General features: G+C 55.3%; 25 protein-coding genes. 20 read left to right on the top strand and 5 right to left on the bottom strand.

Annotation, left to right across the window (positions count from 1 at the left end):
• Positions 1-311: 311 nt before the first annotated feature.
• The 3 genes from KO116_RS05660 to KO116_RS05670 all read right to left on the bottom strand — a co-directional run bounded on the left by KO116_RS05660 (position 312) and on the right by KO116_RS05670 (position 4,083).
• A complete protein-coding gene (locus KO116_RS05660; protein ID WP_035562324.1) occupies positions 312-1,781 on the bottom strand; it encodes an NCS1 family nucleobase:cation symporter-1 in 1,470 nt (489 codons plus the stop codon).
• 29 nt (positions 1,782-1,810) lie between these two features.
• Positions 1,811-3,169 carry an NCS1 family transporter gene (locus KO116_RS05665; protein WP_035562327.1) on the bottom strand — a complete coding sequence of 453 codons (1,359 nt, stop codon included), beginning with the start codon at positions 3,167-3,169 and terminating at the stop codon, positions 1,811-1,813.
• Between the two features lie 158 nt (positions 3,170-3,327).
• Complete coding sequence (locus KO116_RS05670; RefSeq protein ID WP_035562330.1) at positions 3,328-4,083, bottom strand: aspartate/glutamate racemase family protein; 756 nt, start codon at positions 4,081-4,083, stop codon at positions 3,328-3,330.
• Between the two features lie 324 nt (positions 4,084-4,407).
• On the opposite strand from KO116_RS05670, the gene puuE reads away from it, so the two are divergent.
• The 13 genes from puuE (at position 4,408) to KO116_RS05735 (ending at position 15,668) form a co-directional block, all read left to right on the top strand.
• Entirely contained in the window at positions 4,408-5,343 is a 936-nt protein-coding gene (gene puuE / locus KO116_RS05675) for an allantoinase PuuE (RefSeq protein ID WP_035562333.1), read from the top strand.
• A 22-nt stretch (positions 5,344-5,365) separates the two neighbouring features.
• Positions 5,366-6,241, top strand: coding sequence for a MurR/RpiR family transcriptional regulator (locus KO116_RS05680; protein WP_035562336.1), 876 nt, complete (start codon positions 5,366-5,368; stop codon positions 6,239-6,241).
• Positions 6,242-6,579: 338 nt separating this feature from the next.
• Positions 6,580-7,434: a transporter substrate-binding domain-containing protein gene (locus KO116_RS05685; RefSeq protein ID WP_144408564.1), complete on the top strand. Its 855-nt coding sequence runs from the start codon at positions 6,580-6,582 to the stop codon at positions 7,432-7,434.
• An 8-nt stretch (positions 7,435-7,442) separates the two neighbouring features.
• Positions 7,443-8,120 (top strand): amino acid ABC transporter permease, encoded by a 678-nt coding sequence (locus KO116_RS05690; protein ID WP_035562340.1) that lies wholly within the window; start codon positions 7,443-7,445, stop codon positions 8,118-8,120.
• Entirely contained in the window at positions 8,117-8,773 is a 657-nt protein-coding gene (locus tag KO116_RS05695; protein WP_035562343.1) for an amino acid ABC transporter permease, read from the top strand. Before KO116_RS05690 ends, KO116_RS05695 begins: the two co-directional genes overlap by 4 nt.
• On the top strand, positions 8,754-9,482 hold the full coding sequence (locus KO116_RS05700) for an amino acid ABC transporter ATP-binding protein (protein ID WP_035562346.1): 729 nt from the start codon (positions 8,754-8,756) through the stop codon (positions 9,480-9,482). Before KO116_RS05695 ends, KO116_RS05700 begins: the two co-directional genes overlap by 20 nt.
• A 118-nt stretch (positions 9,483-9,600) precedes the next feature.
• Positions 9,601-10,446 (top strand): bifunctional allantoicase/(S)-ureidoglycine aminohydrolase, encoded by an 846-nt coding sequence (locus KO116_RS05705; protein ID WP_035562349.1) that lies wholly within the window; start codon positions 9,601-9,603, stop codon positions 10,444-10,446.
• Between the two features lie 9 nt (positions 10,447-10,455).
• Complete coding sequence (locus KO116_RS05710; RefSeq protein WP_035562352.1) at positions 10,456-10,944, top strand: ureidoglycolate lyase; 489 nt, start codon at positions 10,456-10,458, stop codon at positions 10,942-10,944.
• A 105-nt stretch (positions 10,945-11,049) separates the two neighbouring features.
• The gene (gene pyk, locus KO116_RS05715) at positions 11,050-12,525 is read left to right on the top strand and encodes a pyruvate kinase (protein WP_035562355.1); all 1,476 of its coding nucleotides are present in this window, start codon (positions 11,050-11,052) and stop codon (positions 12,523-12,525) included.
• On the top strand, positions 12,506-13,297 hold the full coding sequence (modA, locus tag KO116_RS05720; RefSeq protein WP_235272507.1) for a molybdate ABC transporter substrate-binding protein: 792 nt from the start codon (positions 12,506-12,508) through the stop codon (positions 13,295-13,297). The genes pyk and modA overlap by 20 nt, the downstream gene beginning before the upstream one ends.
• A gap of 13 nt (positions 13,298-13,310) precedes the next feature.
• Positions 13,311-13,979, top strand: a complete 669-nt coding sequence (gene modB, locus KO116_RS05725) for a molybdate ABC transporter permease subunit (RefSeq protein WP_035562359.1) — start codon at positions 13,311-13,313, stop codon at positions 13,977-13,979.
• Entirely contained in the window at positions 13,972-15,132 is a 1,161-nt protein-coding gene (locus KO116_RS05730) for an ABC transporter ATP-binding protein (protein ID WP_235272508.1), read from the top strand. Before modB ends, KO116_RS05730 begins: the two co-directional genes overlap by 8 nt.
• A gap of 2 nt (positions 15,133-15,134) precedes the next feature.
• On the top strand, positions 15,135-15,668 hold the full coding sequence (locus KO116_RS05735; protein ID WP_035562362.1) for a DUF192 domain-containing protein: 534 nt from the start codon (positions 15,135-15,137) through the stop codon (positions 15,666-15,668).
• A gap of 109 nt (positions 15,669-15,777) precedes the next feature.
• Here KO116_RS05735 and KO116_RS05740 read toward each other — a convergent pair whose 3' ends face one another.
• The gene (locus KO116_RS05740; RefSeq protein ID WP_035562365.1) at positions 15,778-16,512 is read right to left on the bottom strand and encodes a ParA family protein; all 735 of its coding nucleotides are present in this window, start codon (positions 16,510-16,512) and stop codon (positions 15,778-15,780) included.
• 117 nt (positions 16,513-16,629) lie between these two features.
• Positions 16,630-17,472 (bottom strand): DMT family transporter, encoded by an 843-nt coding sequence (locus tag KO116_RS05745; RefSeq protein WP_035562368.1) that lies wholly within the window; start codon positions 17,470-17,472, stop codon positions 16,630-16,632.
• A 306-nt stretch (positions 17,473-17,778) separates the two neighbouring features.
• Here KO116_RS05745 and KO116_RS05750 point away from each other — a divergent pair, with 306 nt between their 5' ends.
• The 7 genes from KO116_RS05750 to KO116_RS05780 all read left to right on the top strand — a co-directional run bounded on the left by KO116_RS05750 (position 17,779) and on the right by KO116_RS05780 (position 26,420).
• A complete protein-coding gene (locus tag KO116_RS05750; protein WP_035562371.1) occupies positions 17,779-18,789 on the top strand; it encodes a DctP family TRAP transporter solute-binding subunit in 1,011 nt (336 codons plus the stop codon).
• A gap of 61 nt (positions 18,790-18,850) precedes the next feature.
• Positions 18,851-19,330 carry a TRAP transporter small permease gene (locus KO116_RS05755; RefSeq protein WP_035562373.1) on the top strand — a complete coding sequence of 160 codons (480 nt, stop codon included), beginning with the start codon at positions 18,851-18,853 and terminating at the stop codon, positions 19,328-19,330.
• Positions 19,320-20,624 (top strand): TRAP transporter large permease, encoded by a 1,305-nt coding sequence (locus KO116_RS05760; RefSeq protein ID WP_035562375.1) that lies wholly within the window; start codon positions 19,320-19,322, stop codon positions 20,622-20,624. The genes KO116_RS05755 and KO116_RS05760 overlap by 11 nt, the downstream gene beginning before the upstream one ends.
• Before the next feature lie 456 nt (positions 20,625-21,080).
• A complete protein-coding gene (locus KO116_RS05765) occupies positions 21,081-22,061 on the top strand; it encodes a TAXI family TRAP transporter solute-binding subunit (RefSeq protein ID WP_035562376.1) in 981 nt (326 codons plus the stop codon).
• A gap of 157 nt (positions 22,062-22,218) precedes the next feature.
• Positions 22,219-24,813, top strand: a complete 2,595-nt coding sequence (locus tag KO116_RS05770) for a TRAP transporter permease (protein ID WP_035562378.1) — start codon at positions 22,219-22,221, stop codon at positions 24,811-24,813.
• Between the two features lie 11 nt (positions 24,814-24,824).
• Positions 24,825-25,253, top strand: coding sequence for a universal stress protein (locus tag KO116_RS05775; RefSeq protein ID WP_035562380.1), 429 nt, complete (start codon positions 24,825-24,827; stop codon positions 25,251-25,253).
• 348 nt (positions 25,254-25,601) lie between these two features.
• Positions 25,602-26,420, top strand: coding sequence for a DUF2189 domain-containing protein (locus tag KO116_RS05780; RefSeq protein WP_035562383.1), 819 nt, complete (start codon positions 25,602-25,604; stop codon positions 26,418-26,420).
• Positions 26,421-26,478: the final 58 nt, after the last annotated feature.

Genomic DNA, 26,478 nt, shown 5'->3' on the forward strand with positions numbered 1-26,478 from the left:
ACTTTTTTAACTTGCGCATAAACGCATGCAGCATTTTAATAACTCGTTGTTTTTTTAATGCTTTAATCAAATTCTTTTCATAAAAATAAGCACATGGTTCCTTGAGCCTACCAGAAAAGCACGCATTTCAAATCGAAAATATCTCATTCCGCTGAGTTTTGATACTGCCATATACGTTGCTTGGTAGCGCCATGGGAGGATATCGGCAGGTTCCCAACTGGCCGCGGTAGCCCACGGCCCAAAAAAAGCGCCATCGGCAAAACCGATGGCGCTTGTATTAGCTTCTAATCAGCTAGTTACGACCCTTTTGTCTACTGCTGAGCCAACGCAGGCTCCGCCTTAAACTGCTTCATCAACCCGTAGTAGAACAGCCCACCTAGACCCGCGCCAATCAACCAGCCGTAGCCACCCAGGCTGGATAGCGCGGGTACTAACACGGTAGAAAGCGAGAACAGGGCCGCCACGCCAAAGGCGATAAGCGCGCGGGTGTTCCAGCCGTTTACGTAGTAGTAGGCGCCGCCTGGTGCTGATGAGAACAGCTCCTGCATGTTCAAGTGCTGACGCTTAATCAGGTAGTAGTCGACCACGATAATGCCGTAGAAGGGCGCGACGATGGCGCCTAGCGCATTCACAAAGCCGGGAACGCCAATCTGGCTGATGACCGAAAGCCACAGCGCGCCGACAAAGAATGCGATTACCGCGGTAATCAGGCCGCCCATCTTAAAGCTGATTTTGCTGGGGAACAGGTTGGCAAGGTCGTAGGCGGGCGGAATGAAGTTGGCGACCAGATTAATGCCCACCGTGGCGGCAAAGAAGGTTAGTGCGGCGATAATCGTCAGCGGCAGCGAATCTACACGCTCGACGATATCGGCGGGGTTGGTCAGCGCCTCGCCAAACAGCACTAGAGTGCCAGCGGTAATAATCAGTGCGATAAACGAGAAAAACGCCACGTTGAGCGGCAAGCCCAACAGGTTGCCGAGCTTCATCTGGCGTTCGGTTTTCACAAAGCGGGTGAAGTCGCCGAAGTTGATCACCACCGCTGCGAAATACGCCACCATGGTGCCGACAATCGCCATAAAGGCCGCGATTGAGCTGCCGCTTGTTTCACTGCCACCGCTAAAAATAGTGCCAATGGCAGGAATCAGTTCACTTCCCGCCTGATACCAGACAATGATCATCAGCACCAACATCACCACGTATACTAACGGGCCCGCCCAGTTGAGAAAGTGCTTAATGCGCTCAATGCCCTGCCAGAAAATCGCGATCTGGAATAGCCACACAATCACAAACGACACCCAGGCCACGCCGGAAAGCCCCAGGAAGGTGCTGCCATTGCCCGCGCCAAAAAATGCCGTAATCAGCAGGGTGACGGCGGTGGAGGCGAAGTAGGTCTGCACGCCGTACCAAAAAATTCCCACGATGGCGCGCAGCATAGCGGGTAGGTTCGCGCCGCGTACGCCCATGCTGGCACGGACCATGACGGGGAAAGGGATGCCGTATTTAACGCTGGGCTTACCGGTGAGGTTGACCAGAAACATCACGATCACGCCCGCCAGAATAATCGCCGCCATCACCGCCCAGCCGTTTAGGCCATAGGTTAAAAACAGCGAGGCGGCCAAGGTGTAACCAAACAGGCTCTGGATATCGTTAGACCAAACGTTAAATATCTCAAAGGCGCCCCAGTTACGATCCTGGGGTTTAAGCGGCGCGAGATCCTCGTTATAGAGCGTGGGATCAATGTGCTTAATATCTAGGTCACTAACGTCGTTACTCTCTTTCATCTTATTCGCTCTTCGGTTGGCAAAGGGAGTTACTGACTAAAGCGCTGGCAGGGTGCCCAGTACTTCATTAGCAGGTAGTAGCTAACGCCTGCGGGTATCAGGCTGGCGTACCACGAGATCGCCGAGAAAGAGAGCGCTGCCACAATGCCGATAGCGGTGGCGATCAGCGCAGCGGCGTTAACGCCTTTGTAAGGGCCTTCGGCGTCATACAACTTGCTGATATCCAAGGTGCGGCGGCGAATAACGTAATAATCCACTACCAGAATGGCGAAGATAGGGCCTAAAAAAGCGGAGTAAGTCTGCACAAAAAGCTGTAGGCCCGCCGCAGAGCCCGGCTGCACCAGCTTCCAGGGAAACGTCGCAAAGGCCAGTAGCCCAACGATCACCGTGGCGACCGAGAACTTGATCTTGAACACGTCCATCAACACATAGGTGGGCGGCACCACGTTGTTGAGTACATTGGTGGTGACCTGGGCAAAGGCGATGAACAGCAGGGTGGTCATTAACAGCGGGGTGTTGTCGACGGCGTTGGCGAACACCTGGATAGGGTCGGCGGTGCCGGTGGCTTGGGAGACCATATAGCCGATCAAACCCATAAACAGCGTGCAGGGCAGAATCGACATGGCGTAGATGGTAGTCAGCAGGCTCTGGGCCGTGCCCTTTTTATGCTCGCGGGAGTAGTCGCTGACGTTGAGCATCATGGTGCTGTAGATGCCCAGGAATAGCATGGTCGCGCCCCAGAACGGCATGCCCCAGGAGCCTTCCATGGTCAGCAGACTGGCGGAAAGCTCATCGCCATAGCGCTGCACCGTGGCGTAAAACATATACACCAGCGAGGCGAGGATAAAGGCGCTGCCGATATTCTCTAACCACTTGATACCCTGAAAGCCCATCACCGACAGGCCGATTTGCAGAAACTGGAAGGTAATAAAGTAGAAGATAAGGTTGTCGAAACCGAACAGGGTAGCCGACACCATGTTGAGCGCCCCGGCACCAATCCAGCTTTGAAAGCCGTACCACACTACCGCCGGTACCGCGCGCACCAAGCCCGGTAAGCGCGTGCCGGTAAAGCCAAAGGCGCTACGCGCCTGCACCATAAACGGAATGCCGTACTTGTAGCCCGCGGCCCCGTTAATGGCGAGTGCTATCCCGATCACAAAGCACCCGATGGCGATGGCCAGGGTGGCTTGTAACAGGTTTAAGGTGCCGACCACGCTGGAGCCCATGGCGAAGGTGCCAATGGAAACGCAGCCGCCGAACCAGGCCAGAAAATAGGAGCCTCGCCCCATTATCCGGGTGTGTTGTGGGGCCAGACTTTCTGCCCCGAGTGCTTTTGATCCAGAATCGGATCGGTCTTCTGACGCAAGAGCCGAGGTTGAAGCGCTCATGTTGTCGTCCTCGCAAGATTATCGGTTTTATTGGCAGCTTGGGTACTTTATGTACCCAAGCAACGCTTGCGGCGTGGCGTGCTAATGGACGTACTGGTTTTTAAAATATAGTTTTCAAAATTCTGTTTAATTTATTGTTATCAAATGTTTTTCAGCTGTTATGACTTAGGCGGTAAATCAAGATTGGAAAGTTCAGAAAACTTACCGGTGAAGGCTTTGGGGCGTGGGTAGGCAAGATCTCCATGCTTACTGGTATGCAGCCCTAAACTGGCCAGCGATTCCGCCAGTTTCAGCGCGGCGGTGACCCCTTCTACTACTGGCAGGCCCACTTCGCGGCTGATCTCCTGGGTCAAATTAGCCATGCCACCACAGCCTAGAACGATGGCGCCAATGCCGTCTTCATCCCTTGCGCGGCAGCACTCTTCCACAATGCGGGTAAACGCCACTTCAGGGTGATGCTCAAGATCCAACACCGGGATTTCAGCGGCACGAATGCGACGGCAGTGGTGGCTAAAGCCGTACTGCTGAAGCAGATGCTCGGCGATAATGCCGGTGCGGCCCAGGGTCGTGACGATAGAGAAGCGGGTGCTTACCAGGGTGGCCAGATGAAAGGCCGCTTCAGCGATGCCGATTACCGGTGCACTCGTTAACTCCCGCGCTGCGAGCAAGCCGGGGTCGCCAAAACAGGCCACTATATAGGCATCGATGCCGCCTTCGCGCTCGCCCTTGAGGACTTCTTCGGCCACCCCTACTGCACTGACCACTTCGTCGAAATGGCTTTCGATAGAAACCGGGCCAGCATCCGGCTGTGAAGCGCTCACCGTGGTGCCAGGGCCTGCATGCTGCTGCGCTGCCTGGTGAATAGCAGCGGTCATGGAGGCCGTGGTGTTGGGGTTAATAATGCGTATATGCACGATAGGTATTCCGTGTGTAAACAATATGGCATTTCTTGTATACAAAAATAGGGCGGTTTTTTAAGGGGCGCAAGGGGCTAAAGAGCAATCGGCAATAAAAAAGTGGCTGATAAGACTTGACCATTTGTTCAGGATTCAATGGCTTAACGCCTTTTAAACTGAGAAACGCTATTAGCGTCAGGGGATTAGCTCTCGACCGCGTTGCGGTTGGTCATGAATGTCGCTATTTTGTATACAAATAATTTTCTGAATTGCTGGGCGGCTATGTGCCAGTGATCTGCCCGGGTTTTGTTTGAATGGTTTGTACGAATCAAGGAGCTAGCTATGTCGTCGTCACCTAAGGGCCACTATCCCCGCGATTTGATCGGTTACGGGCGCAATCCGCCCCACGCCAACTGGCCAAACAAAGCGAAAATTGCCGTTCAATTTGTACTCAATTACGAGGAGGGCGGCGAAAATAGCGTGCTACATGGCGATACAGGCTCGGAGCAGTTCCTGTCGGAAATCATCGGTGCACCGGCTTATCCAGATCGCCACTTGAGCATGGAGTCGATCTACGAGTACGGCTCCCGCGCTGGGGTATGGCGCATCCTGCGTGAATTTGAGAAGCGTGATTTGCCGCTCACGGTGTTTGGTGTTGCCATGGCGCTGGAGCGCAATCCGGATGTGGCTATGGCCTTTAAAGAGCTAGGCCATGAGATCGCCTGCCACGGCTACCGCTGGATTCACTATCAGGAAGTGCCCGAGCACGTTGAGCGGGAGCATCTACAGCAGGCCATGGAAATTTTTCAGCGTCTTTACGGTGAGAAGCCACAAGGCTGGTACACCGGCCGCGATAGCCCCAATACCCGGCGGCTAGTTCTGGACGAAGGCGGTTTCCTTTACGATAGCGACTACTACGGCGACGACTTGCCTTTCTGGACCCAGGTGACCGATAGTCAGGGCAGTGACCACAACCACCTGATTGTGCCCTACACGCTGGACAGCAACGATATGCGCTTTGCCGCGCCGCAAGGTTTCAACACCGCGGATCACTTCTTTACCTACCTGCGGGATGCCTTTGATGTACTTTACGCAGAAGGGGAGGAGGCGCCCAAAATGCTCTCGGTGGGCATGCACTGCCGATTGTTGGGCCGCCCTGGGCGTTTTCGTGCCCTGCAGCGCTTCTTGGATTATATCGAAACCCACGACCGCGTTTGGGTGGCCCGTCGGGTCGATATCGCCCGTCACTGGGCGGAACATCACCCTGCCACTCGTTAATAAAGCAGCTTAATAGGATGTTATGACGCCGCATATCGGACAGCGGATTACCGCCCAGTTTGACGCGCTAACTGCCCAGGAGCAGCGGGTGGCGAGCTTTATCCTCGATCACTTTGATGATCTGGCGGTGTATAGCGCCGCTGATTTGGCGCGTTTGACCGGGGTATCCAAATCGACCGTCAGCCGCTTGTTCAAACGGCTGGGATTCGAGAGCTATCGCACCGTTAAGGATCACGCTCGCCAACTGCGTAACCTGGGCGTGCCGTTGGTAATCGACGCTAACGCCATGCAGGAAGAGGCCGGCGCGCCGTTTCAACGTCATTTGCAGCGGGAGCAGGATAATCTGCAGCGCTGCTTAAACGGCATTGCGGCGGATCAATTTGCGGCACTGGTAGAGCGGTTGGATAGCGCGCGTCATGTGGTCGTGATCGGTTTTCGTAACAGCTACCCGCTAGCGCTGCATTTTCGCCAGCAGCTGATTCAGGCGCGCACCCAGGTGCGGGTGGTACCTCACCCAAACCAATCGTTAGCGGAAGAGATCGTCGATCTCACTGAGCAGGACGTGGTGGTGCTGTTTGGTTTTCGCCGCCGTCCAGCGGCCTTTGCTTCGCTTATCGATGCACTTGAGCGCTCACCGGCCAAGGTAGCCTTGCTGGCTGACCCCACCGCGGTCAATTTCGCCTCACAGGTAACGTGGTTTTTTGAAACGCCGCTGGAAAGCCTTTCGGCGTTTGATAGCTACGCCGCCGCCAATAGCCTGATCTGCTTGATTGCCAATGGTATACTGCACCGTCGTCTTGCAGAAGGCCGAGAGCGCATCAGCGCGATCAGCGATGTTTACGCCGAGCTTAGTGAGCTGGAAGCGCCCACCATGAGCGTAGATTGGAGCGCCCAGTAGGCATTACCTCTTTATGGTGCATGTCGTCCTGTCAGTGGATAAAAACTGCACCAACACATTGCATCTCTCTTCTTTTGATCCTTCCTCTCAACGCGGCAATCGCTGCGTTTCGGCTCCGCGCGTCTGCTAAGCCGCTGTTCTGAAAAACGTTAGCCACTTCTGGTATCGCTGTTGCTATTAGGTGGTCAGGTGAAACGAAAGTTTCTTTGTTAGAAATAATGCAACAAAGCTTTCATTCGCTTTGCTTCCATAGCCAAGACCACCACTGCTGATTAATCAGCGATGCGTCTCTAGCAAACCCCAGATTTTGCAGAGCATGCACCTGCCAGGAGAGCTTTATGAAATCGTTATCCCACCGCTTCAATCACTCTTTTTCGGGCCGCTTTAAGCGCTTGCAGTCCGGCATTTTAGCTACCGGGTTGAGCGCCGCTGTTGCCCTCGGCGCTATTGCTACTAGCCCAAACGTTCAGGCGGATGCGCTAGAAGATATCGAATCACGCGGCACTATTCGCGTCGCTGTCCCACAAGACTTCCCACCGTTTGGCTCGGTAGGCACCGACCTGCAGCCCCGCGGCTATGATATTGATATGGCCCAATACCTCGCTGACGAAATGGGCGTGGAGCTAGAGCTCATTGCGGTCACGAGTGCTAACCGTATTCCCTATTTGCAGACCGGCCAAGCGGATCTGGTGATTTCCAGCCTGGGTAAGAACCCGGAGCGCGAAGCGGCGATTGATTTCTCCGATGCCTACGCGCCGTTCTTCCTGGGTGTGTTCAGTGCCGATGAAGATGAAAGTGTAGATGGCCCGGAAGGCTTGGCCGATAAAACCATCGGGGTAACCCGCGGCGCGGTGGAAGATATGGAGCTTTCTGAAATTGCCCCGGACTCCACAACGGTGCAGCGCTTTGAAGACAACGCCACGACCATTTCTGCGTTTCTTTCCGGCCAAGTCGATTACGTGGCCACTGGGAACGTAGTTGCCGCCGAAATCGCTGAGCGAAACAGCGATCGCGCCCCCTCGATGATTTATCAGCTTAAAGACTCGCCTTGCTACGTAGGCATGAATAAAAACGAGCCAGCGCTGATGGAAGAAGTAAACCGCCTGATCGCACAAGGCCTGGAAGATGGCACCCTGAATGAGCTGTCCCAGCGTTGGTTCAGTGCTGATCTACCTGAAAACTTCGGTAGCTGAGGCTTAGCATGGGGCCAACACTCGACTTTCTTACCCTGTTGCCCTACGTCAGTGAGCTCCTTAAAGGGCTTACCACCACGGTCATTTTGACCGTGGTGACGACCTTAACGGGGTTGTCACTGGCAGTGGCGGTAGCCTATTTACGTGTGAATGCGCAGCCATGGGTGCGCTGGGGGCTGGGCGGCTACGTCGAAGTCACCCGCAACACGCCCTTCATTGTGCAACTGTTCTTTATCTTCTTTGGGCTACCGGGGCTCGGCATCAAAATCGATGCCATTACTGCGGCGTTCATTGCCATGACGCTCAACCTGGCCGCCTACAGCGCCGAGATTCTTCGCGCCGGTATCAGCGCCACTGCGAAAGGGCAGTTGGAAGCCGGGCGGGCATTGGGCATGACCACTCTGCAAAGCTTTCGCCATATCGTGCTGGTGCCCGCGTTTGCCAGGGTATACCCCGCGCTGATCAGTCAGTCGATTATCGTGATGCTGGGGTCGGCGGTGGTGTCGCAGATTTCGGTATTCGATCTGACCTATGCCGCTAACTTTATCCAGTCCCGCAACTTCCGCAGCTTTGAAGTCTACCTGCTGATCACGCTGGTCTATTTGCTCCTCGCCTTTGGCATGCGGCGCAGCTTTATGCTGGTGGGCAAGCGCGTATTCGCCTATCAGCAAGGAGAACAACGATGATTGAGTTCACCTTCTGGGACATTCTGCGCAACCTGCTGCTGGCAACCCGCTGGACCATTGTGCTGTCGCTGATTGCCTTTGTAGGCGGTGCGACGGTGGGTCTGCTGTTGACCTTTATGCGTCTCTCCAGCAACCGCTGGCTGCAGCGCTTAACGTCGCTTTATGTCGACCTGTTCCAAGGCACGCCGCTATTGATGCAGCTGTTCTTGATCTTCTTCGGCGCTGCTGCCATGGGGCATCCGATCTCAGCCTGGCTGGCGGCTTCTATCGCACTGACCCTATTCACCAGTGCTTTCCTATGTGACATCTGGCGCGGCTGTTTAGAGGCGGTAGCCAAAGGGCAGTGGCACGCATCGCGGGTGCTAGGGATGAACTACTTCCAGACCATGCGCCATGTGATTCTGCCTCAGGCGCTGCGGCTTTCGATTCCGCCTACGGTGGGTTTCTCGGTACAGGTCATCAAAGGTACGGCGCTGGCCTCTATCATTGGCTTTGTCGAGCTGACCAAGGCGGGCACCATGCTTAATAACGCCACCTTCGAACCTTTCACCATTTTTGCCCTTGTGGCCCTGCTTTACTTCGCGCTGTGCTACCCACTTTCCTGCTACGCGCGCTATCTGGAGAAAAAGCTCTATGACGCTGGTTTACGTTGATAACGTTCATAAAGCCTTTGGCGACCTGGAAGTGCTTAAAGGTATTAACCTTTCAGTTGCGCAAGGCGAAGTGGTGGCGATTATTGGTCGCAGCGGCTCGGGTAAAAGCACCCTGCTGCGCTGCCTGAATCAGCTGGAAAAACACGACAGCGGCCAAATTACCATTGCCGATAAGCAGCTCGATGCGGCGTCAATGTCGCCTAAAGAGCTGAGCGAAAACGTCGGCATGGTATTCCAAAGCTTTAACCTGTTTCCCCATAAAACCGTGGGTGAGAACGTCTGTTTGGCGCCGCTGGTGGTGCGTGGTGAGGAGAAAGCCGAGGTCGAGAAAGTCGCCCGCGAAGTGCTTGAGAAAGTGGGGCTCTCCGACAAATACGATGCCTACCCGGCGCAGCTTTCCGGGGGGCAGCAGCAGCGGGTCGCCATCGCTCGGGCGCTGGCCATGCGCCCCAAAGTGATGCTCTGCGATGAGGTGACGTCAGCGCTTGACCCTGAGCTGGTCGGGGAAGTGCTGCGCGTACTGGAAGCGCTGGCGGCCGAGGGTATGACGCTGATTCTGGTCACCCACGAGATGAGCTTTGCCCGTGATGTGGCCGACCGGGTGGTGTTTATGCACCAAGGGCGCATCCATGAAGAGGGCGCCCCCAGCGAGCTATTCAGCAACCCTCAAACGCCGGAGCTAAAGCAGTTTATCTCTGCCGTGCTCTAAGGTTTGTCTGAAATAGCTCAGCGTAATATCGTATACAAGGATGAATACATAAAGCTGTTGAAAAATTCGGAAAAACAGCAGCCCAATACGCCATGCTCACTTTAAAAAGGGAGAAACAATGCCAACAAAACGCCGCTCGACTTCTTACTATGCCCCCACTGGCGGGCATCCGCCACAAACCCAAATAACCGCTGACCGTGCTGTATTCACTGAAGCCTATGTGCTGATTCCCAAAGGCGTGATGCGCGATATCGTCACCAGCAACCTGCCGTTTTGGGAAGGCACCCGGTTATGGGTGCTGGCGCGGCCGCTGTCGGGTTTTGCCGAGACGTTCTCCCAGTACATTATGGAAGTTCAGCCCCACGGCGGTAGCGATAAGCCCGAACCAGACTCCCAGGCAGAAGGCGTGCTGTTTATTGTTGAAGGTGAGTTAACGCTTACTTTATCGGGCGAGCGCCACGTTATGCAGCCCGGCGGCTATGCGTTTATTCCCCCTGGCAGTTCGTGGCAGGTGCGCAACGAATCAAACGCGCCGGTACGTTTCCACTGGGTGCGCAAGGCCTATGAGTTTGTGGAAGGGCTTGAGGTGCCAAAGGCGTTTGTGACCAACGAGCAGGATATTGCGCCGATCGAAATGCCGGGCACCGAAGGGCGCTGGGCCACCACGCGCTTTGTCGACCCTGCGGACGTCCGCCACGATATGCACGTCAATATCGTCACCTTTCAGCCCGGCGGCGTCATTCCCTTTGATGAAACCCATGTCATGGAGCATGGTTTATACGTGCTTGAAGGCAAGGCTGTTTATCATTTGAATCAGAATTGGGTTGAGGTGGAAGCGGGGGACTTCATGTGGCTGCGTGCCTTCTGCCCTCAGGCTTGCTACGCCGCTGGCCCAGGGCCGTTCCGTTATTTGTTGTATAAAGATGTTAATCGCCACGCTTCTCTCAAACTGTCGTCACGCTAAGGAGCTGTAATGTTGATACTGAACACTGAGCCGCTGACGGCAGAGGCCTTTGCCCCTTTTGGCGATGTGATGGATGCGCGTACCTCCGCCTCGTTTCCGATCAACGCAGGTCGCACTCAGCGCCACCATGATCTGGCGAAGGTCGAAACCCTGGGCGAAAACGCTCACACGCTGATCAACATCTTTGTTAGCCAACCGGTAACACTGCCGCTAGAGCTCACGTTTCTAGAGCGCCACCCCCAGGGCAGCCAAGCGTTTATGCCGCTGCATCAGGAACGTTTTATCATCGTAGTGGCGCCGCCCGGTGAACATATCAATCCTGACGAAGTGCGTGCTTTTGTGACCGATGGCCGCCAAGGCGTGAATTACCGCGCAGGCACTTGGCACGCCATTCAGTCAGTGCTAGAACGTGAAGGCGAGTTCTTGGTGGTGGATCGGGGCGGCGATGGCAATAACTGCGATGAGTTTCCCCTGGCAATTACCGTTATGTTGGAATAATACGTACATTCCGTGTTGCAGGGCTGTCATATAGAACGCGTTAAACTGATAAGCTAGTGTTATTAAACAAAGTCACTACACGCTCATTAGCATGGTTGGAATATTATGAACGCACTGCACTTCTCTTCGATCCGTCGTACCAAAATTGTCGCCACCCTTGGGCCTGCCAGCGACCGGGAAGGCGTATTGGAAGCCATGCTCAAAGCGGGTGTCGATGTGGTGCGTCTTAATTTCTCTCACGGCACCGCCGATGATCATCGGCGCCGGTTAACCGAGGTACGCGAGATTGCCGCCAAACTGGGCCGTAGCGTAGCGGCCTTGGGCGACCTCCAAGGCCCCAAGATCCGCATTGCACGGTTTAGAGATGGCTCAGTGGTGCTCAAAGAAGGTCAGCCGTTCATTCTTGATATGGAACTCGATGGCGATGCCGGTGATATCCAACAGGTGGGTTGTGACTACAAAACCTTGTCACAAGATGTGGCCGCCGGCGATCGTCTGCTGCTAGATGACGGACGTTTGGTGCTGGATGTGGCTCGCGTTGAAGGGCAACAGGTTCATACCACCGTGGTTGTGGGCGGCAAGCTCTCCAACCATAAAGGTATTAACAAGCAAGGCGGCGGCCTCTCCGCCCCGGCGTTGACCGAGAAAGACAAAGAAGACCTTAAAACCGCTGTAGATATTGGCGTCGACTATCTAGCCATTTCCTTCCCCCGTCATGCCGAAGACATGCTGGAAGCACGCCGTTTACTGGGCGAAGCGGGTAAGGAAATTGGTCTCGTCGCCAAGGTCGAGCGCGCTGAAGCGGTCGCTGATGACGCCACCCTGGACGGTATTATCGAAGCTTCCGAAGCGGTCATGGTGGCACGCGGTGATTTAGGCGTTGAAATTGGCGATGCCAAGTTGGTGGGCGTTCAGAAACGCATGATCAAGCGGGCGCGTTCACTCAACCGTGCTGTCATTACCGCCACGCAGATGATGGAAAGCATGATTTCAGCGCCGCTACCTACGCGTGCCGAAGTGTTTGACGTCGCTAACGCGGTATTGGATGGCAGCGATGCGGTCATGCTCTCGGCAGAAACCGCCGCGGGTGATTATCCGCTGGAAACCGTCGAAGCGATGTCGCGTGTTTGCCTGGGCGCTGAGAGGGAGAAATCCGCCCAGGAATCCGGCCACCGCATTCATGAAGGCTTTACTCGTCCGGATGAAACCATCGCGCTTTCCGCTATGTATGCTGCTAACCACATGGCCGGCATCACCGCGATTGCCTGCATGACTTCGTCGGGCTATACGCCGCTAATCGCGTCGCGTATTCGCTCTGGCTTGCCGATTGTGGGCTTGGCGCATAACCCTATTGCTCAGCGCCGCATGGCACTCTACCGTGGAGTCGTTTCGCTGCCGTTCGATACCTCTGATATGACACCCACCGAGCTAAACGACCGTGCGCTGGAACTGCTGGTGAAGACCGGTATCTCCAAAGTAGGGGATCATGTGATCCTTACCCGCGGCGACCATATGAACGCTCATGGCGGTACCAATACCATGAAGGTGATGGAGATTACTGATGAACATGCTAAAAGCTAAATTAGCGCATGGGCTTCTCCTTGCCTGTTTGCTATCAACAAGCGCCCCCACCATAGCGGCGGCGCCAATTGTAGCCGCCGCTTCTGATCTGCAGTTTGCGCTAACTGAGGCCGCCGAGCAGTTTCAGCAGGAAACCGGTCACGACCTTCGCTTGAACTTTGGCTCCTCCGGCAACTTCCGCCGCCAAATTGCCCAGGGTGCCCCTTTCGAGCTCTATCTTTCTGCTGACGAGCGCTACGTTCAAGCGCTTTATGAAGAGGGGCACACTCATGATGAGGGCGTGATCTACGCCATTGGCCGGTTAGTGTGGCTGCAGCGTGCAGGCCGCGGTGACTTGCCCAGTGACGATGCGCCGCTGGCTGGGGTAGAGGCTGCCCTAGAAGCACAAAAGAGCGGTACCACTGAACGAATCGCCCTGGCGAATCCTGAGCACGCGCCCTACGGCGTGGCGGCGCAGCAGACGCTTGAGCACGACGGGCTTTGGGTGCAAACCGAGCCGCTGCGCGTGCTGGGCGAAAATGTCTCCCAGGCAGCGCAGTTTGCGCTTTCCGACGATGCGCGTGGTGGGTTAGTGGCTTACTCGCTGGCCCTGGCGCCTTCTTTACGCGAGCGAAGTGAGTACGTACTTATCCCTGAGAGCTGGCATGAGCCTTTGCGTCAACGCATGGTCTTGACCAACCAGGCGGGAGACGTCGCCACTGCCTTCTATCAATGGCTGCAGCAAGACGAAGGGCAATCCATTTTGCGTACCTATGGGTTTAGCGTCGAATGATAGGTCGGCCATAATGGATTGGTCGGCGCTGTCAGTTTCGTTACGTCTCGCGGCGTCCACCTGTCTTATCCTCATCCCCATCGCTATTTGGCTAGGCCGCGCCCTGGCCTACGCACGTTTCCGGGGCAAAGGACTATGCGAAGCGCTGATCGCACTACCGCTGGTATTGCCGCCTACCGTACTGGGCTTTTATCTGCTGTTGAGCTTTGGCCGCGACGCGCCGGTGGGCTCGCTTTGGGCAAACTTAACCGGCAGCGGGCTGAATTTCACTTTCACGGGCATATTGCTGGCCTCCCTGATCGCCAATTTGCCGTTTGCCGTGCAGCCTATTCAGCGCGCCTTTGAACATGTACCCCACAACCTGCGTGAAGCGGCCTGGTGCAGTGGTTTGAGCCCTTGGCAAACGCTGCTGCGCATCGAACTGCCCTTGGTGTGGCCAGGGATCATGTCGGCGGCAGCGCTAACGTTTGCCCATACGCTGGGCGAATTTGGTGTGATCTTGATGGTGGGTGGCGCTATCGATGGCGAAACACGCACCCTTGCCATTGCTATCTATGATCGCGTCCAAGCCTTCGATGAACAGGGCGCGGCGCAGATGTCGGCGCTGCTGCTGCTGGTGTCGTTTATTACCTTGGGGCTCGTCTATGGGCTGGCCGGGCGCAGGCGGTGGGCACGTGGCTGATTCGCGCATTACAGGGGCCGTCGCAGAGCTAGGTGCAGGGCTATGCGTAGCGGTGAAGCAAGCGGGGCCAATTCCACTGGCCGCCGAGTTTGTTTGCCAACCCGGTGAACTGCTGGCGCTGGTAGGGCCATCGGGTAGCGGAAAAACCACGCTGCTGCGGACTATTGCCGGGCTCTATCGCCCTCAAAATGGGCATGTGGAATGCGCTGGTGACGTTTGGTTTGATGCTCAGCGTAAGCATTCACTTCCGCCCCAGCGTCGGCAAGTCGGTATGGTGTTTCAGGACTATGCGCTGTTTCCCCATTTAACCGCGTTAGAAAATATTCAACTACCGCTGGGCCATCTACCCCAATCCCAGCGGCTAGCACAGGCGGAGCAGTGGCTCGCCAAGGTGCGTCTAGACGGGCTGGGCAATCGCTATCCTAATGCGCTTTCGGGGGGGCAACGCCAACGGGTGGCGCTGGCCCGTGCCTTGGCCCGTGACCCGAAGGTGCTGCTACTCGATGAGCCGTTTTCAGCGGTGGATCAAGTGACCCGTCGGCGTTTGCAGCGCGAACTGGCACTGCTTCGCCAGCAAATCGAGATTCCCATCGTGTTGGTGACGCATGACCTGGAGGAAGCCACTGCACTAGCTGATCAAATCTGCGTGTTGCATAACGGCGTAAGCCTTCAGCAGGATTCGCCCGAGGCACTGTTCAGTCGCCCAGCCTCGCCGTTAGTTGCACGCTTGCTGGACCGCCATAATCTGTTTGAAGGCACCGTCGTAGAGGTAGCAGGGCAGCGCCGCCTGCAGTGGGGGGAAACTTACCTGGAAGTTGCCGAAGGACTTGCCAATCTGCCACTGGGAGAAACGGTGGCCTGGTATCTGCCACCGTCGGATATTGTGCTTCACCGCCGCGACCGACCTTCGCAAGGCGAGCGGGAAAACCCGCTGGCTGCCACGGTCAGTGAGGTAGTGGTGTTGGGCGGCATTACATCAGTTTCACTGCGCGTCAATCATGGCGATATGTTACGTTTCGATATCGCCACCCATGCCGCACGACGTAACCAGTTAACCCGCGGTGCAGTGGTGAACGTTTCGTTGCTGGCGGCAGGCATTCACCTGATGCCAGGCCACCGAGTTCGCGCAGATGCGCATGATAAAAGGAAGTAAGCATGGATCTCACGCGTCGCACGCTGCTTAAAGCATCGCTACTGTTACCGCTGGCGGCGCTGCTGCCGATGTCGCTACTCAGCTCGTTTGCCTGGGGGCAGGCGACGGCGAAAGAAATGCAGACGTTGGCGCTGGCTATTCACAGCGAAGGAGGCCCACATCGGCTAGAGGTCGATGTGGCAGAAACGGCTTCACAGCGCCAGCGTGGCTTGATGGAGCGCGAGAGCCTGCCCGAAGCGCAGGGGATGCTGTTTCGCTTCGAGGACGAGCAGTCGGCTAGCAATGCGTTTTGGATGTATCGCACCCTGATTCCCCTCGATATTGCCTTTATCGATAGCGATGGCCGTATCGTGGCGATCAATACCATGCCGCCCTGTGAATCCTCGTCACCAAGTAACTGCCCCTCTTATCCGGCGGGTGCGGCTTACCATTCGGCGCTAGAGGTCAACGGTGGCTATTTTGCCGAGCGTGGTATCAAAGTGGGCGACTGCATTTCCATTCCAGACGAAGCCGGCTTCTGCCAGCCTGGGAATTAAGCAGGCGTAGGCGGAATCTGATCACTACTAGGTTTATGTCTGCGACCATCAAGCCGCCGCCCCGGTCTTGAGCCGGTTAGATGCAGACGGTCATTGCAGACGGTCATTGTCATTGCAGACGCTGCGCGATCTCTCGCCATAGAGCGGTGTAGGCGCGACCGCCCGGACTGCTGCGGGCGAAATGCCCAACCGGCGCGCGTTCGACACCCATGCGCTCGACCGCACTGGCGTTGGGCACGGTCGTTGACAGGCGCCTCGGCCAGCGTTCGCTGAGACTCTCCATCACCTCGCGGTGTAGGGTCTTGCGGCGGTCGGCGAGGGTTACGAACGGCCAGATTGGGCAGGCCTGTTCGACCGCGTCGAGATGACCGTCTAATTGCTCAAGGGTGCGCAACGACAGGGTAGTCGGTACCACCGGCACCAGCAGGGCATCGACGCTGGAGAAGATCTGCCCGGCGAGCGCGGACAGGCTTGGCGGGCAGTCGAGGATCACTAAGTCGTAACTGGCCATCACCGGCTTGAGGATTTTGCGCAGCCGACTGGGCTTGCGGGTTTCCATTGACGTTTCCAGGTCGCGCGATCCCAGCGCCGCAGGCAGCAGGTCGAGCCCCTCAATGTCAGTCTCGCGGATCGCTCGATCGAGGTCCGCCTTGCCCTTGACCAGTTTGTCGACGCCACCGCGCACTTTGGGTTTGCTACGCAGGTAGAAGGTGGTAGCGGCCTGCGGATCGAGATCCCAGAGCAATACCCGCCTGCCGTCGCGTGCCGCTTCGGCGGCGAGATTGACGGCGGAGGCGGTCTTGCCCACGCCACCCTTGATACTGTAAAGCGCCAGCATCTGCATAGGGAACTCCCGGCTTGGTGACTGTTCAGTCTAACCGATTGGCCTGAGTGGAAATGTGACGTTTCGATGACGGCACTGCTGGCAATGTTGTTACGCTGGTTCCCCTCGATATAACCTTTATCGGCGGCGGCGAAATCTGATCACAATCAGGGCAATACCTGCGATCACTAAGCCACCGCCTACCAGTTTATGCACGCCTAGGCTGTCGCCCATTAACAGTGCGCCTAGGCCCACTGCTAGTACCGGTACAAGTAGCGTCATGGGGACCACGCGATTAACCGGGTGACGGCGCAAAAGCGCGTACCAAATCCCGTAAGCGACGATCGACGACATTACGGCGGTGTAAATCATCGCCCCCCAGCCTAACCAAGTTGCTTGCTGCATCGCCTGCCACTGACCGCTCTCAAATAGCCATGACCCCAGCGCTACCTGAGGCACTGCGACCCAGCCTGCCAACGCCATTGGTGCAATAGGCGGGCCACGCTTGATCAACAGCTGCGACACCGCCCAGCCTAGCGCACTCATCAGTAAAATACTTAGCGGCAGAGGCGAGGGCAGCGTTGGCCCACCGGCCAATACGATTACCCCGGCAAACGAGAGCAGCAACCCGACAATACGTTTGGGGCCCAGCTTCTCTTTTAGAAAGATCACCGCTAACAATGTGGCAAAGGGCGTTCCCATCTGCACTAAAAGCGCGCCGGTACCCGCTTCTGCATGCTCTAAACCAATAAACAGCAGAGCGAAGTGAAGGCTGCCGAAGGTGATGGATAACAGCAGCAAAAAAGGAAGTTGCGCCCGCGCCACCGGGTAGAAGGGCACCAGCAGAATTGCGACCAGCATAAAACGTAGGGTCGTCATTAATAGCGGCGGTAGCTCTGCTACACCGACCTTGATAACAATGATATTCAGCGCCCAAATGGCGATAACAAAGAGGCCGAGCAGCAGATCGCGTAGTGGCACGTTGAGGTCCATGGTTAAATGAAAAAGACGGCTATTGTATCAGCTTGGGTGAAGGCAAAAATAACAGTGCTCTGAGTCGCTGCAGGAGGGGCTATTCGATGATGGTCTCTCTTCAACGGCATGACCTAGAAATTTATGACCAAGACTCAAAGGGATCCAGAAGAGAGTTAGTCATGCCGACCTTAGGCGTCTTTCTTTCGTGCGCTAAGTGCATACAATAAGTGGGGCTTTATCGAAAAGCTTCATGACTGCTATCTGCGCAGATCACAAAGCGCACACCATAAAAATAGATAAAAAGGATCTACCATGACGCTGACACGCTCAATGGCTCGTTTAACCGCTGGTTTGGCCGGTGCGGCACTGCTCTCTGCCTCCCTTTCTGCACAAGCTCGCGAACTCTCGGTTTCCACCGTTTTGTCTGATGCTTTCCCGTGGGGGCAGGCAGCGGAGAAGTGGGCAGAACTAGTGGAAGAGCGCAGCGATGGCGAGTTAACGCTGCGCGTTTACCCCAATTCACAACTGGTTTCCGGCGATCAAACCCGCGAGTTTTCTGCAATGCGCTCTGGATTGATCGACGCCGCTGTGGGTTCGACCATCAACTGGTCGCCCCAGGTACCGGAGCTCAATCTGTTCTCTTTACCGTTCTTCATTCCCGATGAAGCCGCCGTTGATGCGGTCACCGGTGGTAAAGCAGGAGAGTTGGTCTTTGAAGCAATTGAGTCTCGGGGCGTTATCCCGTTAGCCTGGGGTGAAAACGGTTTCCGCCAGGTTTCCAATTCTCGTGGGCCGATTAGCCAGCCGGATGACTTGGACGGTCTTAAAATCCGCGTTGTGGGTTCGCCGCTGTTCCAGGATACCTTCTCAGCACTGGACGCTGACCCCACTCAAATGAGCTGGACCGACGCTCAGCCCGCGCTGACCACCGGCGCAGTGGATGGCCAGGAAAATCCGCTCTCTGTGTTTGACGTCGCGCGCATCGATCAAGTTGGCCAGGAGCATCTAACGCTCTGGAACTACATGAATGACCCGCTGATTTTTGCCGTCAATCAGCAGGTATGGCAAACATTGAGCGAAGAGCAGCAAACCCTGCTGCGCGAAACCGCTGTAGAGGCCGGTGAGTGGGAAATTGCCATGACCCGTGAAGAGGAGGGCGAGCGTCTTGCGGCTATTCAAGAGCGCGGTGTGACCGTGACTGAATTAACTGATGAGCAGTACCAAGCCTTTGTCGATGCCACCCAGTCTGTTTACGAAAAATGGGCGCCGCGAATTGGTGAAGAGGTGGTAGAGGCCGCACAAGCCGCTATCGACGCGCGCTAATTACCTGTGATGTTCAAACTCCCGGCCTTTATGGCTGGGAGTTTTTTGCTGTGAGGCTGCCATGAAAGGCTTTCCTGATGCGCGCCCTGAGCGCTGGCTGGGCGCGCTGGCATTAATCATTATTTCGTTGATTAGTTTGGGCAATGTTATTACCCGCTATTTAACCGGAGGCTCATTTTCGTTCACTGAAGAGTTTTCCGTATTTCTGCTGGTAGTGCTGACCTTTGCGGGTGCCTCGGTGGCGCTACGGCGTAACCGCCATATTCGTATTGGCTTTCTGGAACGGGCGCTACCGCCCAAGTACCGCCGCGTACTGATCCTTTTTCAAGCGCTGTGTGGCGTCACCGTGCTGGGCTTGATCACTTGGTACGGCGGTAAGTTAGCCTGGCAAGAGTATCAATGGGAGTCGCTATCACCAGGACTTGGCCTGCCTCAGTGGTGGTATTTAGTCTGGTTACCCGTGCTTTCTGCGGCCATGTTATGGCGCCTGTTTCAGCAAACCGCTGACCGTTTAACGGGGAGGCTCACCGATGAGCCCTGATGTGTGGATGATTCTGGCCTTTGCAGGCTTGCTGATAGCGGGAGTGCCGGTGGCGTTCTCGCTGGCGCTCTCCGGAGCCGTTGGCATCGTGCTGGGTTTGTCACCGGATATGCTCGCGACGATGGGCACCAACACCTATAACAGCATCGCCAAGTACCCCTTGATTGCGATTCCGCTATTTATCTTAACTGGGCTTATTTTCGAGCGCTCGGGTGTGGCGCTGCGCTTGGTGCGTTTTGCCCAGGCGTTGATAGGCCCCCGCCACGGTGGCTTGGCGTTAGTGGCGGTGCTGGTATGTATGATTATGGGCGGTATGAGCGGCTCTGGCCCCGCCGATGCAGCGGCGGTAGCGATGGTCATGCTGCCCAGTATGACCAAAGCGGGCTACCCCAAGCCGTTTTCCGCCACGCTGATTGCCGCCTCTGCCTCGACGGCGATTCTCATTCCCCCTTCAGTGGCGCTGATTCTTTACTCCATTGTGGTGCCGGGCGTCGATTTACGCGCACTTTTCGCGGCAGGCTTATTTCCCGGCATTTTGGCCGGGCTGGCGCTACTGGTACCCGCCATGATCGTTTCCAAGCGCTACGGTTGGGAGGGCGGCACACCGGTAGAGAGCGCTGAACGGCTAAGTGTACGTACCACCTTTAAACAGGCGATACCCGCGCTGTTTGCCCCGGTGCTGATTTTGGGCGGTTTGCGGTCAGGGCTGTTTACTCCCACCGAAGCGGCCGTGGTGGCAGTGGCTTATGGGGCTATTGTCGGTTTGTTTTTAACCCGCGAGCTGTCGCTGCGCGATTTATGGGAGCTATTGGGGGAGGCGGCGATTATCTCGGGCGTGGTAATGCTGATTATCGCCCTGGCGGGTATTTTTGCCTGGGCGGGCACCATGTTGGGCACCTTCCGCCACTTAGCTGAATGGATTGTTAGCCTGACCGATAACGGCGTGCTGCTGCTAATCCTGGTGATGCTGGCAGTGCTGGTCGCAGGGATGCTATTGGATGCGATCTCGATTTATCTAATCATGATGCCGATTTTGATCCCCGTTATGCAGCACTTTGAATGGAACCCGGTGTGGTTTGGGATTCTATTGGCGATGAACATAGCCATTGGTCAGTTTACCCCGCCGGTGGCCGTGAATTTGATGGTAACCACCGAAGTGGCCAAAATTCGTTTGGAGCAGACTCTCGGCTGGGCGCTGCTATTTGTCGTTGCGATGGGCTGCGCTTTGGCACTGGTGGCAATCTTCCCGGCTATCGCGCTGTGGCTACCTAGCGTGTTGGGTTACAACGTTTGATGGAGGCTGCGCGGTGAGCTTGCCAGGCAAAAGATAGCGCCTGCGTCCAGTAAACAACGAAACTCCTTATTCCCTATGTCAAAACAGTATAGGAGTTAACGCTTACTAAACGTTACCTAGGGCTAAACTCATTGCCATGGAATGCATGCCCGTGAGGCGTGGGTAGGTTGGAAACAGAGGAGAGTAGGCCCGAAACAGCAATAGCTGCTGCTACCTTGGGGCGGGCGCATGTTTCTTGCTGAGCGTTTTATTTTTCGCTAAAGGCTTAGTTTTTCGCTAAAGTAGTATTAGCAGGCAGCCAACAGGACGCCTGTAACAGTTTGTCTTAAAAACAGAATGTCTTGAAAACGTTTTGGAGCAAGTCCACCTGAGGGAACGGTTCATTAGGTGAGACCAAAACGCACGATGTTTGTAACATCAAATACGCTCATAACATCAATACAAAGAGGTGTGTTCATGAAACGCCATGTATTTTCCACTACAGCCTTCTCCGGTGCGCTACTTGCCGCCGCTGCCTTCGCCTCACCGGCAATGGCACAGGATGACGAGCAATTCATCACCATCGGCACCGGTGGCCAAACCGGCGTTTACTACGTCGTAGGTCAGTCGATCTGCCGTTTGGTGAATCGTCTTGAAGACACCAACATTAAGTGTAACGCACCTTCCACCGGTGGTTCTGTCGCCAACATCAATGGCATCAAGTCCGGCGAATTGGACATGGGTGTCGCTCAATCGGATGTCCAGTACCAAGCCTACAATGGTACCGGGAATTTCGAAGGTGAGGCCTATGAGGACCTGCGGGCTGTGTTCCGTGTCCACGGTGAGCCATTGACCCTGCTTGCACGTGCTGATTCAGGCATCGAGACACTCGATGATTTGGAAGGCAAGCGCGTCAATATTGGTAACCCAGGCTCAGGCCAGCGCAACACCATGGAAGTGGTGATGGACGCCAAGGGCTGGACCGAAGATACTTTCTCTTTGGCATCTCAGCTTGATGCGGCCGAGCAAGCAGCGGCGCTCTCCGATAATAACGTCGATGCCATGGTGTATGTCGTTGGTCACCCCAATGGTTCCATCCAAGAAGCGACCACCACGGTTGATGCTCGTTTGATTCCGCTGAATGACGAAGACATTCAGGGCATCATCGATGAATATCCGTACTACTCCGCATCGGTCATTCCGGGTGGTCTGTATCGCGGCAATGACGAAGATGTCGAAACTTTCGGTGTGGCAGCGACCTTTGTCACCACCGCTGAAGCTGACGAAGAAGTTATCTATCAGACCGTGAAAGCGGTTTTTGATAATTTTGATCGTTTCAAGCAGCTGCATCCGGCCTTCGAAAATCTTGATCCAGAAGAGATGGTGAGTGAAGGGCTTTCCGCGCCGTTGCACGATGGGGCAGCGCGTTACTACCGTGAACAAGGCTGGATTGAGTAATCCAGAAGCCTAAGGTGATACTACCTTAGTAAGAAATGCGCGGTTACCCCAGGGTGCCGCGCATTTTGGTTTAGAATGTTAATAGGGCGTTTAGAATGTTGATAGGGCATTTCGATATGGCAATGATGCGTCAATCGACTCGGAGCGGGGCAGGCAGATGACAGACGATAAGAACAGGCCTTCGGGAGCCGGAGTAGACTTGGAGGATATGGTCGCCTCCAGCGACACGGGAGCCCGCAAGCCAGCCGGCATGCCCGGGAAGATATTGGTAACCATTGCGGCAGTGTGGTCTCTTTTCCAGCTGTGGATTGCCTCTCCAGTGCCCTTCATTTTAGGTTTTGGTGTCTTTAACGCCACAGAAGCCCGCTCTATTCACTTAGCCTTTGCGCTGTTCCTGGCGTATATGGCCTATCCGGCACTTAAGCGCTCGCCTCGCGACCGTGTTCCGATTCAGGATTGGGTGCTGGCAGCAGCGGCGGCCTTTTGTGGCGCTTACATGTTTATGTTTTACGAGCAGTTATCCCAGCGCCCCGGCGCCCCGATACTGCAGGACGTCATCATTGGCATCGCTGGGATACTGCTGCTGCTTGAAGCGACACGTCGAGCGCTTGGCCCGCCGCTAATGATTGTGGCCTCTATTTTTCTTCTCTATAGCCTGGCTGGCCCTTGGATGCCGGGGATTCTTTCCCATGGAGGGGTGAGCCTCTTCGGCTTGATTAATCACCAATGGTTGACGACCCAGGGGGTCTTCGGTATCGCGCTGGGCGTCTCAACCAGCTTCGTATTCCTGTTTGTGTTGTTCGGTGCTCTGCTCGATAAGGCGGGCGCTGGCAATTACTTTATCAAGGTGGCGTTTTCGCTGCTTGGTCACTATCGCGGTGGGCCAGCGAAAGCCGCCGTGGTAGCGTCGGCCATGACCGGGCTAATTTCCGGCTCCTCGATTGCCAACGTGGTCACCACCGGTACTTTTACAGTGCCGATGATGAAACGTGTTGGGTTTTCTGCGGAAAAGGCGGGTGCTGTCGAAGTGGCGTCATCGGTCAATGGACAGATTATGCCGCCGGTGATGGGGGCTGCTGCTTTCTTGATGGTCGAATATGTGGGCATCTCTTATGTTGAAGTCATTAAGCATGCCTTCCTGCCCGCACTGATCTCCTATATCGCGCTGGTCTACATCGTTCACCTTGAGGCCCTCAAGGCCAATATGAAGGGGCTGCAAAGCAGTAACCCACCTAAGCCGCTGGTCAATAAGGTGATCGGATTTCTCGGTGGTTTGCTACTCATGATGGTCACCGCCCTAGCGGTTTATTACGGTCTTGGTTGGCTCAAGCCGGTACTGGGCGATGCAACCCCGTGGGTGGTAGCTGTTGGACTTACGGTCATTTATATCGCTCTGCTCAAACTGGCGGCCGGTTACCCAGAGCTTGAACTCGATGATCCTAACGAGCCGATCTTTTCACTGCCCCAGACCAAACCAACGGTGTTGGTTGGCCTGCAGTACATTTTGCCGGTTATTGTGTTGGTTTGGTGCCTGATGGTGGAGCGGTTGTCGCCAGGGCTTTCCGCCTTTTGGGCCACGGTATTTATGATCTTTATCATTCTTACCCAGCGCCCCATCACGTCAATCTTTCGCGGACGCAGCGATATGCGGGCGGATCTGCGTGAAGGCGCGATGGATCTTTGGGATGGCCTGGTCACTGGTGCTCGCAACATGATTGGCATCGGCATTGCCACGGCCACCGCCGGTATCATCGTCGGTGCCGTATCCCAGACCGGGGTGGGCCTGGTGCTGGCCGAGGTGGTGGAAACACTGGCCATGGGTAACTTAATGCTGATCTTGCTGCTTACCGCAGTGCTCAGCTTAATTCTCGGCATGGGCTTACCCACAACGGCCAACTATATCGTTGTATCTGCGTTGTTGGCGCCGGTCGTCGTGCAACTGGGGGCCGAAAATGGCCTGCTGGTGCCGTTAATCGCAGTACACCTGTTCGTTTTCTACTTCGGTATCATGGCCGACGTTACCCCGCCGGTGGGGCTGGCGTCCTTTGCGGCGGCGGCAGTATCCGGTGGTGACCCTATTCGAACCGGCTTCCAGGCGTTCTATTACAGCCTTCGTACCGCAGCGCTGCCGTTTCTGTTCATCTTTAATACCGACCTACTGCTCATCGATGTGACCTTCCTTCAAGGGGTGCTGATCTTTGTGGTGTCGACCATCGCGATGCTGATTTTCGCCGCGGCGACCCAGGGCTTTATGATTACGCGCAACCGTTGGTATGAGTCTATTGTGCTGCTGCTGATTGCGTTCACGCTGTTCCGCCCCGGTTTCTGGATGGACATGATTCATGATCCCTACGAATCCATCCCGCCCGCGCAATTCGTCGAAGCATTGGGTGGTGTCGATGAAGACTCCACGCTGCGCTTGCAGATTGCCGGTCTCGATGATTATGGTGATCCCATGACCACTTACATGACCCTGCCGGTACCTGAAGGTGAAACAGGCCAAGAGCGGCTTGATAACTTGGGTATGGAGCTCTTTATCGAGGATGGCACGGCGACCGTTGATATGGTGACCTACGGCAGCCAAGCGGCTGAACTCGGTTTCGACTTCGATCAAGAAATTGTCGAGATTCTGGCCCCCGTTGATCGCTGGACGAAAGAGCTAATGTGGATTCCTGCCTTCTTGCTCTTTGGGTTGATTGTATTGATGCAGCGTCGGCGTCGTGATAACACGCAAGCGACAGCCACCGCATGAAGGAGAGTGCCATGTACAGTAAGATCATGTTGCCGGTGGATTTGAACGAGGAGTCTTCCTGGTCGAAGGCGTTGCCTACCGCCCTGACGCTATGCCGAACTTTCGGGGCCTCGCTTCATGTGGTCACGGTACTGCCGGACTATCGCATGCCCATGGTGGGGTCTTATTTCCCCAAGGACTTCGCCAAAAAAGCGCATGTCGCGATCACCGATGCGCTTCACGCGTTTATCAAGACGAATGTGCCCGATGACATTCAGGTACAGAGTGTCATTGTGGATGGTTCGCCTTGGGAGGCCATTATCAAAGCCGCTAAGAAACTGGATGTGGATCTGATCGTCATGGCCTCTCACAATAAGCGTAAGTTTGTCGATTATGTGCTTGGCCCTAATGCAGAGCACGTTGTGCACCATGCCAAAATGTCGGTAATGATTGTGCGCTAGACATTCAAAGCGTTACGTAGAAAAAACCAAAAACTCCGGGCAGCTAGCCTGGAGTTTTTTTATGATTGGTACCTCAATTTGGCTACATACGCTTTTGCTAACGCAGCAATTAAATTGGCGCTTTAAAGCCTTCTCATGGATTTTTTGTACGCATAACCTTTCAGTCAACGCCTCAGGTCTTCAGGTCAGCTACATTAAGAGAGCATTAAGAAAGCACTGAGAGAAAGCACTGAAAAATAGTGTTAAGCCATTAAGTTGGCATTAATACCACCAGCGCTAACAAGCGGTGATGCTTTGAGGTAAATCCTGAATTCAGGACCTAGTATCAGGTACAACAGGAGTGATGCCATGAATGCGGCTACAACAAAAACAAACCACCATTCAGATCAGCCCAGCGTTAAAATTACTATTAATAAGGTCGGACTGGATCGGCCTAGAGCGTGGTTGGCCGCGGGTGTAGAAGATTTTCGCCGCGCAACGGTGGTCAGTCTTTCGTATGGCATGTTTTGGGTCGGCTTGAGTATCGCTATCACCCTGGGCGCATTTACGCTGGGGTATTGGTATTGGCTGCTGCCCATGATTGCCGGCTTTATGTTTATCGGGCCCTTGGTCGCGGTTGGTTCGTATGGCATTAGCCGTGCGTTAGAGCGTGGGCAAGTACCAAACCTGGGAGATGCATTCGGAAGCTGGCGACCCCATGCCGGTCAGTTGGCGATGATGGGGGTCATGATGATGATCTTCTTTCTGGCCTGGATTCGTTTAGCAACCCTGTTGTTTGCCCTGTTTTTTGGGTTTGAAGTTCCCAGCCCCGCCACACTGTATACCGCGCTACTGACGACGTCTGAAGGGTTGGGCATGCTTGCCGTTGGCACAGTGGCAGGCGGTATTTTAGCATTCGGCGCGTTTGCTATCAGCGTCGTGGCGATACCCACACTGATGGATCAAGACTTAACCTTTATGGAAGGGATTGAAGCCAGCGTACGCTGTGTTGCCCGTAACTTTCGCGTGATGCTGTTGTGGGCGGTGATTTTAACGCTGTGTGTGTTGGTGGGTGTGATGACATTCTATATTGGCTTGGCGCTCATCTTGCCGGTATTAGGTCACGCCAGTTGGCATGCCTACGAAGAGTTAGTGCGCTTCAACCCCCTTGAGAAAATTAGCTCGTAACTCGTCTGTGAATAGCGAATAACGCTTCCAGTACGAAAAAACATTACCAAAAAAACAG

The organism is Halomonas sp. KO116, from assembly GCF_000734975.2.
GTDB lineage: Bacteria > Pseudomonadota > Gammaproteobacteria > Pseudomonadales > Halomonadaceae > Vreelandella > Vreelandella glaciei.

What these genes read in the sequence shown, in the direction of transcription:
- KO116_RS05660 (WP_035562324.1), bottom strand. Translation starts at nt 1,781, where the DNA reads ATGAAAGAGAGTAACGACGTTAGTGACCTAGATATTAAGCACATTGAT.
- KO116_RS05665 (WP_035562327.1), bottom strand. Translation starts at nt 3,169, where the DNA reads ATGAGCGCTTCAACCTCGGCTCTTGCGTCAGAAGACCGATCCGATTCT.
- puuE (WP_035562333.1), top strand. Translation starts at nt 4,408, where the DNA reads ATGTCGTCGTCACCTAAGGGCCACTATCCCCGCGATTTGATCGGTTAC.
- KO116_RS05680 (WP_035562336.1), top strand. Translation starts at nt 5,366, where the DNA reads ATGACGCCGCATATCGGACAGCGGATTACCGCCCAGTTTGACGCGCTA.
- KO116_RS05685 (WP_144408564.1), top strand. Translation starts at nt 6,580, where the DNA reads ATGAAATCGTTATCCCACCGCTTCAATCACTCTTTTTCGGGCCGCTTT.
- KO116_RS05690 (WP_035562340.1), top strand. Translation starts at nt 7,443, where the DNA reads ATGGGGCCAACACTCGACTTTCTTACCCTGTTGCCCTACGTCAGTGAG.
- KO116_RS05695 (WP_035562343.1), top strand. Translation starts at nt 8,117, where the DNA reads ATGATTGAGTTCACCTTCTGGGACATTCTGCGCAACCTGCTGCTGGCA.
- KO116_RS05700 (WP_035562346.1), top strand. Translation starts at nt 8,754, where the DNA reads ATGACGCTGGTTTACGTTGATAACGTTCATAAAGCCTTTGGCGACCTG.
- KO116_RS05705 (WP_035562349.1), top strand. Translation starts at nt 9,601, where the DNA reads ATGCCAACAAAACGCCGCTCGACTTCTTACTATGCCCCCACTGGCGGG.
- KO116_RS05710 (WP_035562352.1), top strand. Translation starts at nt 10,456, where the DNA reads ATGTTGATACTGAACACTGAGCCGCTGACGGCAGAGGCCTTTGCCCCT.
- pyk (WP_035562355.1), top strand. Translation starts at nt 11,050, where the DNA reads ATGAACGCACTGCACTTCTCTTCGATCCGTCGTACCAAAATTGTCGCC.
- modA (WP_235272507.1), top strand. Translation starts at nt 12,506, where the DNA reads ATGAACATGCTAAAAGCTAAATTAGCGCATGGGCTTCTCCTTGCCTGT.
- modB (WP_035562359.1), top strand. Translation starts at nt 13,311, where the DNA reads ATGGATTGGTCGGCGCTGTCAGTTTCGTTACGTCTCGCGGCGTCCACC.
- KO116_RS05735 (WP_035562362.1), top strand. Translation starts at nt 15,135, where the DNA reads ATGGATCTCACGCGTCGCACGCTGCTTAAAGCATCGCTACTGTTACCG.
- KO116_RS05740 (WP_035562365.1), bottom strand. Translation starts at nt 16,512, where the DNA reads ATGCAGATGCTGGCGCTTTACAGTATCAAGGGTGGCGTGGGCAAGACC.
- KO116_RS05750 (WP_035562371.1), top strand. Translation starts at nt 17,779, where the DNA reads ATGACGCTGACACGCTCAATGGCTCGTTTAACCGCTGGTTTGGCCGGT.
- KO116_RS05755 (WP_035562373.1), top strand. Translation starts at nt 18,851, where the DNA reads ATGAAAGGCTTTCCTGATGCGCGCCCTGAGCGCTGGCTGGGCGCGCTG.
- KO116_RS05760 (WP_035562375.1), top strand. Translation starts at nt 19,320, where the DNA reads ATGAGCCCTGATGTGTGGATGATTCTGGCCTTTGCAGGCTTGCTGATA.
- KO116_RS05765 (WP_035562376.1), top strand. Translation starts at nt 21,081, where the DNA reads ATGAAACGCCATGTATTTTCCACTACAGCCTTCTCCGGTGCGCTACTT.
- KO116_RS05770 (WP_035562378.1), top strand. Translation starts at nt 22,219, where the DNA reads ATGACAGACGATAAGAACAGGCCTTCGGGAGCCGGAGTAGACTTGGAG.
- KO116_RS05775 (WP_035562380.1), top strand. Translation starts at nt 24,825, where the DNA reads ATGTACAGTAAGATCATGTTGCCGGTGGATTTGAACGAGGAGTCTTCC.
- KO116_RS05780 (WP_035562383.1), top strand. Translation starts at nt 25,602, where the DNA reads ATGAATGCGGCTACAACAAAAACAAACCACCATTCAGATCAGCCCAGC.